Annotated in this window: 10 protein-coding genes and 1 pseudogene; 6 read left to right on the forward strand and 5 right to left on the reverse strand. The window is 67.3% G+C overall.

The window, feature by feature from the left end:
• Nucleotides 1-78 precede the first annotated feature (78 nt).
• Genes AC1RWI_RS26960 through AC1RWI_RS26975 form a run of 4 tightly spaced genes read left to right on the forward strand, consistent with a single transcriptional unit; the run spans nucleotide 79 to nucleotide 4,215 of the window.
• Nucleotides 79-804 carry a GntR family transcriptional regulator gene (locus AC1RWI_RS26960; RefSeq protein WP_043354626.1) on the forward strand — a complete coding sequence of 242 codons (726 nt, stop codon included), beginning with the start codon at nucleotides 79-81 and terminating at the stop codon, nucleotides 802-804.
• A complete protein-coding gene (locus tag AC1RWI_RS26965; RefSeq protein ID WP_043354624.1) occupies nucleotides 801-1,829 on the forward strand; it encodes a histone deacetylase family protein in 1,029 nt (342 codons plus the stop codon). Before AC1RWI_RS26960 ends, AC1RWI_RS26965 begins: the two co-directional genes overlap by 4 nt.
• Nucleotides 1,826-2,887 (forward strand): phosphotransferase, encoded by a 1,062-nt coding sequence (locus AC1RWI_RS26970; RefSeq protein ID WP_492869836.1) that lies wholly within the window; start codon nucleotides 1,826-1,828, stop codon nucleotides 2,885-2,887. Before AC1RWI_RS26965 ends, AC1RWI_RS26970 begins: the two co-directional genes overlap by 4 nt.
• Before the next feature lie 20 nt (nucleotides 2,888-2,907).
• Nucleotides 2,908-4,215, forward strand: a complete 1,308-nt coding sequence (locus tag AC1RWI_RS26975) for an aspartate aminotransferase family protein (protein ID WP_492869837.1) — start codon at nucleotides 2,908-2,910, stop codon at nucleotides 4,213-4,215.
• A 39-nt stretch (nucleotides 4,216-4,254) separates the two neighbouring features.
• Here the strand turns inward: AC1RWI_RS26975 and wrbA are convergent, their stop codons facing one another.
• On the reverse strand, nucleotides 4,255-4,875 hold the full coding sequence (gene wrbA / locus AC1RWI_RS26980) for an NAD(P)H:quinone oxidoreductase (RefSeq protein ID WP_043354620.1): 621 nt from the start codon (nucleotides 4,873-4,875) through the stop codon (nucleotides 4,255-4,257).
• A gap of 216 nt (nucleotides 4,876-5,091) precedes the next feature.
• Between wrbA and AC1RWI_RS26985 the strand changes: the two genes are divergently transcribed.
• Entirely contained in the window at nucleotides 5,092-5,352 is a 261-nt protein-coding gene (locus AC1RWI_RS26985; protein WP_043354618.1) for a UBP-type zinc finger domain-containing protein, read from the forward strand.
• A 66-nt stretch (nucleotides 5,353-5,418) separates the two neighbouring features.
• On the forward strand, nucleotides 5,419-5,940 hold the full coding sequence (locus tag AC1RWI_RS26990) for a DsbA family protein (RefSeq protein WP_043354616.1): 522 nt from the start codon (nucleotides 5,419-5,421) through the stop codon (nucleotides 5,938-5,940).
• Nucleotides 5,941-5,973: 33 nt separating this feature from the next.
• Here the strand turns inward: AC1RWI_RS26990 and AC1RWI_RS26995 are convergent, their stop codons facing one another.
• From AC1RWI_RS26995 to AC1RWI_RS27010, 4 genes and pseudogenes are all read right to left on the reverse strand, one after another.
• Complete coding sequence (locus AC1RWI_RS26995) at nucleotides 5,974-6,972, reverse strand: 2Fe-2S iron-sulfur cluster-binding protein (RefSeq protein WP_043354615.1); 999 nt, start codon at nucleotides 6,970-6,972, stop codon at nucleotides 5,974-5,976.
• 360 nt (nucleotides 6,973-7,332) lie between these two features.
• Nucleotides 7,333-7,812: a GlcG/HbpS family heme-binding protein gene (locus tag AC1RWI_RS27000; RefSeq protein ID WP_043354613.1), complete on the reverse strand. Its 480-nt coding sequence runs from the start codon at nucleotides 7,810-7,812 to the stop codon at nucleotides 7,333-7,335.
• A 78-nt stretch (nucleotides 7,813-7,890) separates the two neighbouring features.
• Nucleotides 7,891-9,351 carry an aldehyde dehydrogenase family protein gene (locus AC1RWI_RS27005; RefSeq protein ID WP_492869838.1) on the reverse strand — a complete coding sequence of 487 codons (1,461 nt, stop codon included), beginning with the start codon at nucleotides 9,349-9,351 and terminating at the stop codon, nucleotides 7,891-7,893.
• Nucleotides 9,352-9,435: 84 nt separating this feature from the next.
• Nucleotides 9,436-9,526, reverse strand: a pseudogene (locus tag AC1RWI_RS27010) (TenA family transcriptional regulator); the annotation flags it as partial.

The raw sequence follows: 9,526 nt of genomic DNA on the forward strand, positions 1-9,526 counted from the left end.
CCCCCCCCCCCCCCCCCCCCCCCCCCCCGCCAGCACCGCTGGTAAAGCCGGTCGTAGCCCGACCCAAGGACTAAGCCCATGTCTGATTCCGCATTCGACGAATCCTCTCCCTTTGCTTCCATCGAAGTCTCCGACCTGGTGGCGGCAGTGGAGGCGCAACTCACCCAGGCCATCGTCGAAGGCCGGCTCCCGCCCGGCAGCCGCATCGTCGAGGCCGACATCGCCCGCCGCATGAATGTCAGCCGCGCGCCGGTGCGCGAGGCGGCCCGGCGGCTGGAGCGCCAGGGCGTGCTGGTCTCGCGCCCGCGCCATGGCTTTGCCGTGCGCACGGTGACGGTGCGCGAGATCGACGACCTGTTCCAGGTACGGCTGAACCTGGAGCTGATGGCTGCATCGCTGGCCTGCAAGCAGGCGCCGGAGGCCGGGCTGAGGCAGCTTTTGGCGATGGTCGAGCGCATGGTGCAGGAGGCCGAATCGCTGCCACAGATCGAACGCGTGGCGCGCGACCTGGCGTTCCACACAGCCATCTGCGAGCTGTCCGGCAATGCTTACCTGCATCGCATGTTCTCCATGATGCAAACGGAGATCCGCATGATCGTGGCGCTGATCGACAGCGTGTACCACGACCCCAAGGCCGTGGCCGAGACCCATCGCCCCATTGCCGAGGCGATTGCGCGGCGCGACGAAGCCGCCGCGCAAGCCGCGGTGCGCTTCCACATCGATGACGCCTGGGTCCACGTCCGGGCGGTGTTCATGCAAAAACAAGGCGCCGCCGAGGTGCCCCCGATGGAGTCCGTCCTATGAAAGTCGTCTACAGCGATCTGCATCTCGACCACGACCCGCACGCGTTCATGGTGCGCGGCAAGATGAAACGCAGCAACGAGCAGCCCGAGCGCGCCCTGCGCCTGCTGGCGGCGGTGCGCGCCGATGGCCACGACGTGATTGCCCCCGCCGATCACGGCCCCGGCCCGCGTGCCGCGATCCACACGCCGGAATACCTGCGCTTCCTGGAAACCGCGTACGAGCGCTGGCAACTGCTGCCCGACGCCTCCGAAGAGGTCTTGCCCAACATCCATCCGTTCCCCGGGCAGCCCTGCACCTATCCCGACAGCGTGGTCGGCCAGGCGGGCTTCCACATGGGCGACGCCGCCTGCTCCATCGGGCCCAACACCTGGCGCGCGGCGGTCGGCTCGGCCGACGTGGCCACCCACGCCGCGCAACTGGTCGCCGACGGCGAGCGCGCGGCCTATGCGCTGTGCCGCCCGCCGGGCCACCACGCTTACGTGGACCGCGCCAACGGCTTTTGCTACCTGAACAACACTGCCATTGCCGCGCAGCACCTGCGCCGCCACCATGACCGCGTCGCCATCCTCGACATCGACATGCACCACGGCAACGGCACCCAGGGCATCTTCTACCGGCGCAACGATGTGCTGACCGTGTCGCTGCATGGCGACCCGATGCTGTTCACGCCCTTCTTCACCGGACACGCGCATGAGCGCGGCGAGGCCGAAGGCCTCGGCTACAACATCAACCGCCCGCTGGCGCGCGGCACCGGCGACGAGGCCTACCTGGCAGCGCTGCGCGACGTGTGCCAGAGCATCCGCGCGTTCGCACCCGGCGCGCTGGTGGTAGCGCTGGGGCTGGACGCGCACGAGCGCGACCCGTACCAGGCGCTGGCCGTCACCACGCCCGGCTTTGCGCTGATCACTGCGGAAATCGCGCGGCTGGGCTTGCCGACGGTGCTGGTGCAGGAAGGCGGCTATCTCTCCGACGATCTCGGGCCCAACCTGTCCAGCGCGCTGCGCGGCTTCGCGAGCGCGGCATGAACGGGCCGGCAAGCGCGGCACTGGCGGGCGCCGATGTGCTTAACGAAGGCTCGCCCGAAGTCCCTGTGACGTGGGCGATGGCGCTGCTCACGCAGCACTACGGGCTGGCGGGCCGGCTCTCCCCGCTGAGCGGCGAGCGCGACCGGAACTTCCTGCTGGAAACGCCCGCGGCAAGCTACATGCTCAAGGTATCCCACCCGGCCGAGCTGCCGCTGGTGGCGGACTTCCAGACCCAGGCACTGCTGCACATCGCCGCAGCCGACCCCGCCCTGCCCGTGCAGCGCATCGTGCCAACCCTGGCGGGCCAGCCATCGCTGATCGCCCAGCCACCCGGTGGCCAGGCGCGCGTGGTCCGCCTGTTCAGCTACCTGCCTGGCATGCCGTTGCCCAAGGCACAGCGCTCGCAAGCGCAGGCACGGGAGCTGGCGCGCACGCTGGCCCGGCTCGACCTGGCGCTGCGCGACTTCCGCCATCCCGCCGGCGAACTGGAGCTGCCGTGGGACATCCAGCGCGCCGAGCGCGTGCGCGGGCTGCTCGACAGCGTCCCGGACGCGGCGCGCCGCGCGCTGGCAAACCGCGCGCTGGATCGCTTTGCCGCCAATGTGCAGCCCCGGCTGGCGCACCTGCGGGCCCAGCCGATCCACAACGACTTCAACATCTATAACGTGCTGGTCGACCCGCAAGACCATGCGTGCATTGCGGGCGTGCTGGATTTTGGCGACATGGTCCATGCGCCCCTGATCGACGACCTGGCCGTTGCCGCCGCCTATCAGGTGGACCCCGCCGGCGACACGATGGCCACGCTGTCTGACTTTGTCGCCGCGTATCACGCGGTGCTGCCGCTGCAAGCCGATGAGGTCGACGTGCTGTTCGACCTGGTGCAGGCCCGGCTGGTGATGGTGGTAGCCATCAGCGGCTGGCGCGCCGCGCGGCATCCGGAAAACGCGCCTTACCTGCTGCGCAACAACGCGGTCTCCTGGGACCGGCTGGCGGCCTGCGACGCGATCCCCACCGAACAAGCACGCTCCGTGCTGCGCCGCGCCTGCGCGATGGCGTGACCACGACACCAAGGAATCCGATGACCACGGCAGCAGCCACCCCTAGCGTTGCAGCACTGACCGAGCGGCGCGCCCGCGTGCTCGGGCCGGCGTACCGCCTGTTCTACGAGGAGCCGCTGCACATCGTGCGCGGCGATGGCGTCTGGCTTTATGACGCCAACGGCGAGCGCTACCTCGATGCATATAACAATGTGGCATCGGTCGGCCATTGCCATCCACAGGTGGTGCAAGCCATTGCCCGCCAGGCGGCGCAGCTCAACACGCACACACGCTACCTGCACGAGGGCATCCTGGATTACGCGCAGCGTCTGCTGGCCACCATGCCGGACGCGCTGGGCCATGCCATGCTCACCTGTACCGGCAGCGAGGCCAACGACCTGGCGATGCGCATCGCGCGCGCCCACACCGGCGCGCAAGGGCTGATCATCACGCGCTTTGCCTACCACGGCGTGACCGCGTCCATTGCCGAGGCATCGCCCTCGCTCGGGCGCTACGTGAAGCTCGGCGACAACGTGCGCACCGTACCGGCGCCGGACAGCTACCGCGTTGTGCCGGCGCAGCTCGGTGCTGTCTTTGCCGAAGGGGTGCGCCACGCCATCGAGGACCTGCGCGCGCATGGCATCCGCCCCGCCGCGCTGCTGGTGGACACCGTGTTCTCCAGCGACGGCATCTTCACCGATCCGCCCGGCTTCCTGAAAGATGCGGTCGCCGCCATCCGCGCGGCCGGCGGCGTGTTCATCGCCGACGAGGTGCAGCCCGGCCTGGGGCGCACCGGCGAGGCGTTCTGGGGATTCCAGCGGCATGGCGTGGTGCCGGACATCGTCACCATGGGCAAGCCCATGGGCAACGGGCATCCGCTGGCCGGGCTGGCCGTGCGCCCCGCAGTGCTGGAGGCGTTTGGGCGCGAGTGCCGTTACTTCAATACCTTCGGCGGCAACCCGGTGTCTGTCGCCGCCGGCATGGCGGTGCTTGACGTCATCGAGCAAACGCAGCTCATGGCGCAGGTGCGGCGCGTGGGCAAGTACCTGCGCGAGCGGCTGGCAGGCGTGGCGGCACGGCGTCCGCTGATCGGCGATATCCGCGGCGCCGGGCTGTTCGTCGCGGTGGAGTTTGTCGAAGACGGCGATGCCGCGCGTCCCGCGACCGCGCGCACTGCGCGCATCGTCAACGGCCTGCGGCGGCGCCACGTGCTGGTTGGTGCCACCGGCGAAGCGGCCAACATCCTGAAGATCCGCCCGCCGATGGTGTTCACCGAAGCGCACGCCGACCTGCTGGCCGACACCCTGGACGCCGTGCTGGCCGAGGTGGAGAACGAGCGAGCGGCCTGAACCTGAACCCGCCCGCCCGCCATCCGGCCAGCAGCCAGGCTAGCGCGCCGCGAGCCTGGCGGCAATGCCGGCCACGTGCCGGCCCTGATACTTTGCGATGGCCAGTTCGTTCTCGCTGGGCTGGCGCGAGCCGTCGGCGGCCGTCAGGGTGGATGCGCCATAGGGTGTGCCCCCCGTGATCTGGCTCATGTCCAGCAGCCGCGCTTCGGCGTAGGGCACGCCGACAATCACCATGCCCTGGTGCAGCAGCGTGGTGTGGAAGCTGGTAATCGTGGTCTCCTGGCCACCGTGCTGGGTGGCGGTGCTGGTAAAGACACTGCCGACCTTGCCCACCAGCCCGCCGCTCATCCACAGCCCGCCGGTCTGGTCAAGAAAATTGCGCATCTGCGCGCACATATTGCCAAACCGCGTGGGGGTGCCGAACAGGATGGCATCGGCGTCGGCCAGCTTGTCCGGCTCCGCCACGGGCACATGGGCGAAAGCCGCCCGGGCGGCCTTGGCGCCACTCTTTTCCAGCACGGCGTCGGGCACCAGTTCCGGCACCTGGAGCAGCGTCACCTCGGCGCCATCGACTTCGCGCGCGCCCGCCGCCACCGCCTCCGCCATTTTGTAGACGTGCCCGTACATGCTGTAGAAGACCACCTGGATCCTGCAAGTCATGACATCCTCCTGAGTGCAATGTGCAATGTGCAATGCCGAATACGAAATCGGGACTTCAGGCCGCGACAGGCCGTCCGTTGAGTCTAGGCGACGCAAACGCGCCGCGCGGTGACTGCCGCGCTTCCCTTCGCATCTTCGCCGCCTACAATAAAAGTCCCTGGCGCATCCGCGCGCGGCACGGGCCCGCCCTGCCGGGGCCAACGTTGGAGTACCGCAATGACAACGGCGTGTGCGCACCTTGCATTGAGCCATCCCGTCACACCCAGCGCAGAAGGCTGCGAGGAATGCCTGCGCAGCGGCGACGAATGGGTGCACCTGCGCTTGTGCCTGTGCTGCGGCCATGTCGGTTGCTGCGACGACTCGCCCAACCAGCACGCCACCCGGCATTTCCTGGCCACGGAACATCCGGTGATCCAGTCGTTCGAGCCGGGCGAAACCTGGCGCTGGTGCTATATCGACAAGCTGTTCATTCCCTGAGGGGTGCCCGGCGCCCGGCGCACGTGCAAGCCAGCCCCCATGCGCCAATCCTGCAAGGAGAATGTCATGCTGTCGACACCCGTTGAAAAGACCGACCATGTACTGGGGCCTGCCTCGGCCCACGTCACGGTGGTCGAATACGGCGACTTCGAATGCCAGTATTGCCGCCTGGCCTACGGCGGCGTGAAGATCCTGCTTGCCCGCTACCACGACCGCGTGCGCTTTGTGTACCGCCATTTCCCGCTGACGGCCTGGCACCCGTTGGCGCAGGACGCCGCGGAGGCTGCCGAGGCCGCGGCGGCCCAGCACAAGTTCTGGCCGATGCACCAGCAGATCTTCGAGCAACATCACGGCATCAAGCCCGCGATGCTGCGGGAGTACGCCGCTACGCTGGCGCTGGACCTGGAGCGTTATGACTACGACATGAAGGCTCACACCTACCTGCAGCGCGTGCGCGAGCACCAGCAAGGCGGCATCGCCAGCCACGTGCGCAGCACGCCGGCATTCTTCGTCAATGGGGCAATACAGGACGTGACGTTCGGCATCGAACACCTGGACCATGCCATTGCCGTGGCGCTGCGTCACTAAGGGGCCAGGCCTGCCCCAACCGGCATGGCCGGTTCAGCGGTGTTGGAATGTGAAGCTGTCGGCGTAGATATGCGCGCCGCTGGCGCCGAGCCCGAGAAAGGTCTCGCGGGCGTCGCAGATCATGTCGGGCGAGCCGCACAGGTAGATGGCGTGCTCCGACAGGTCCGGCAGGTCGGCGGCAACGGCGTGCTGCACGTGGCCGCGCCGCCCGCTCCATGCACCGTCGGCACGCGATAGCACCGGCACGTACTGGAAATCGTAGAGCCGCGCGCCCCACGCCTGGATCTGTTCGTGCAGGTACAGGTCCGCCTGGGTGCGCATGCCCCAGTACAGCGAGACCGGCGGGCAATCCGGATCGTCCATCAGCGATTCGAGGATGCTCTTGATCGGCGCCAGCCCGGTGCCCGTGGCCACCATCACCAGCGGACGATAGTCGTCCTTGCGGAAATAGAAGCCGCCCAGCGGCAGTTCCACGTCGAGCTGGTCGTCGGAGCGCAGTCCCGCCAGCAAGCGCTCGGTGAAGTAGCCGCCGGGAATGCGGCGCACGTGCAGGTCCACCGTGCGGTCCCTGGGAACCGACGCCATCGAGAAACTGCGCGCGATGCCGTCACCGGTAAAGATCTTGAGGTACTGGCCGGGACGGTAGTCAAGCGCCGGCGCCTGCGGCAGCTCCAGCGTCAGGTGCACCACGTCGGCGCTGAGCGGCGCGATCTTGCGGATCACCGCGGTGTGGCGCGCGGGCTCGGCGCATGGCTCGCCCGGGCGCGCGGTGCTGATCACCAGGTCGCTGGTGGGCCGCGCCTGGCACGCCAGCGCAAAGCCCTCGGCCTCTTCTTCCGGGGTCAGGCCCATGGGGTACTCGTCATAGGCCACCGCGCCCTCGACCAGCCTGACGCGGCACGTGGCGCAGCCGCCGAAGCGGCAGTCGTGCGCCATCTGCACATTGGCGCGCAGGGCGCCGTCCAGCACCGATTCGTCGGCATCGACGTCAAACGACTGCTGGGATTCGATGAGGTGGATGCGGTAGGACATGGTGGATTTGGAATGCGTGGGGGGATGGGCTTCTAAACCTAAAACCTAAAACCTAAAGTCAAAGGCAGTTTCACCACCCCTGCGGGGCGGCGACCTACTTTCTTGTCTTGCCAAGAAAGTAGGCAAAGAAGGCGCGCCGGATGGGGCGACACCCCCTCGTCGTCAGCCAAAAAGAGCGGCCGGGACCCAAACTCGCATCGCCTTAAGGCGATACTCAGACATGGGTCCCTCTTTTCCGCTCTTTTTGCCCGCCGACGAGGCGCCCCATACGGCCTGGTACACCTACGCCGCTCGCTTCGCATCGCTGGTTTTGAGCGGTGTTTGCGGCTTTTGCCAGGGTCTGGATTTACTTCCTGACCTTTACTTCTTGATATCGGCTTCGGTCAACACCTTCAGGTCGTCGCCGGCCAGCAGTTCCTGCAGGGCGTGCAGCGCTGCCACGCCTGCGGCGGTGTCCTGCTCGCCGTTGCCGCCGCTCAGGCCGATGCCGCCGATGACTTCGCCGTTGACCACGATCGGGAAGCCGCCCACGAACACGGCAAACTTGCCTTCGAAGCTCCACTGGATGCCAAAGGCTTCATTGCCGGGCAGCGCGGGGCCGTTGGGGGCCTGGTTGAACAGGTGGGTGGAGCGCTTGTGGCCGGCGGCGGTGAAGGCCTTGTTCCAGGCGATCTGCGGGCCGGTGATGCGCGCGCCGTCCATGCGCTCCAGCGCCAGCGGGTAGCCGCCGTCGTCGACCACGCAGATCGATTCCAGCACGCCGATTTCCTCGGACTTGCGGATGGCTGCCGCCACCATGTGACGGGCTTCCTTCAGTTCCAGCTTGATGGCTTTTCTCATGTCCTGCTCCTGCTTGTTCCGTTGATGCGGATTGACGGCTGACGATCGACAACTGACGGCTGACGCGTGCGCGCCGGCTCAGCAGCCTCGATAAACGGTCTTGATCTGGGTGTAGAACTCCAGCCCTGCCCGGCCCGACTCGCGGAAGGTGGAGGTGCTGGATTGCTTGAGGCCGCCGAACGGCGCGTTGATCAGGTTGCCCGTGGTGGTGCGGTTGATCTTGACCGTGCCCGACTGGATGTCATGCGCGAAGTCATGCGCATAGCGTGGGTTGCTGGTCACGATGGCGGCCGACAAGCCGTACTCGGTGTCGTTGGCCTTGGCGATGGCGTCGGCGTAGCTGCTCACCTCGATGATGGCGATCACCGGCCCGAAGATTTCCTCGCGCGCAATGCGCATCTGCTGGGTGACGCCGGTGAAGACGGCCGGCGAGACATAGAAGCCCTTGTCGTAGGGCTCGCCGCCCAGGCGGTCGCCACCGCACAGGTGCGTGGCTTCGGACTTGCCCGCTTCCACATAGCCGAGCACCGTTTCGAGTTGCTTGCGGGTGGCGAGCGGACCCACGTCCATGCCGGGCGTCATGCCGCTGCCGATCTTCAGGGTCTTGACCTTGGCCAGCAATTTCTCCGTATAGGCGGCCTTGACCGAAGCCATCACCAGCACGCGGCTGGTGCCGGTGCAGGCCTGGCCGCTGAGCGACAAGCCACCCTTGATGGTGAGATCCACCGCGCGGTCCAGGTCGGCGTCTTCCATCACGATCAGCGGGTTCTTGCCGCCGAGTTCCATCTGCGTGCGCGTGCTCAGCGACACCGAGCGATGGATATGCTGGCCGGCGGCGGTCGAGCCGGTAAAGGAAATCGCACGCACCGCCGGTGCTTCGGTAATGGCCGCGCCCACGTCGCCGGCACGGCCGGTGATGAAATTGAGCACGCCCTTGGGGATGCCGGCTTCGACAAACGCCTGCGCCAGCCGGTAGCCGCTCAGCGGCGCGTCCGACGAAGGCTTGAACACCACGGTGTTGCCCGCGATCAGCGCCGGGGCAATCTTGCGCGCCGGGATCGACACCGGAAAATTCCACGGCGAGATCACGGTCACCACACCCAGCGGCTCGCGCTGGCTGTAGACGATCATGTCGGGATCGTCCTGGGGATAGGTCTCGCCGGAGAAGGACTGCCCTTCCACGGCATAGAAACGGATGGTCTGCGCCGAGCGCAGCACTTCATCCTTGCTCAGGTTGAGTGCCTTGCCTTCTTCGCGGGTCAGTTCCTCGGCGATCTGTTCGGCGTTGGCTTCCAGGTAATCGGCGGCGCCGTTGAGGATCTTGGCGCGCTTCGAGATGGGGGTCTTCTTCCAGGCGTCGAACGCGGCCGCGGCGGCGGCCACGGCGGCCTGCGCGTCATCCGCGGTCGAGGCCTGGAAACGGCCGACGATATCGCCGGTATCGGCTGGGTTGACGTTGTCGAAGGTGCGCCCGCTGGCGCTCTTCGACCATTCGCCGTTGATGTAGTTGTTGAATTCGTCTGTCTTTGCCACTGCCATGGTGTCCAAGCCTTTCATCCGGTCAGGCCCCGGGCGGGGCCGTCAATGCCAATGCGATGCCGCGATTCCGCCCTGGGGGCGGGCTCAGGCAGCCATGCCGAGTTCAGGCAGGGGGATTTCGTGGGCGACGTAGTCGTGATAGAGGGCGGTGGTGTAGAGCAGGCGCATCTGGGCG

It is taken from the genome of Cupriavidus sp. MPR-AND1C (assembly GCF_058809705.1).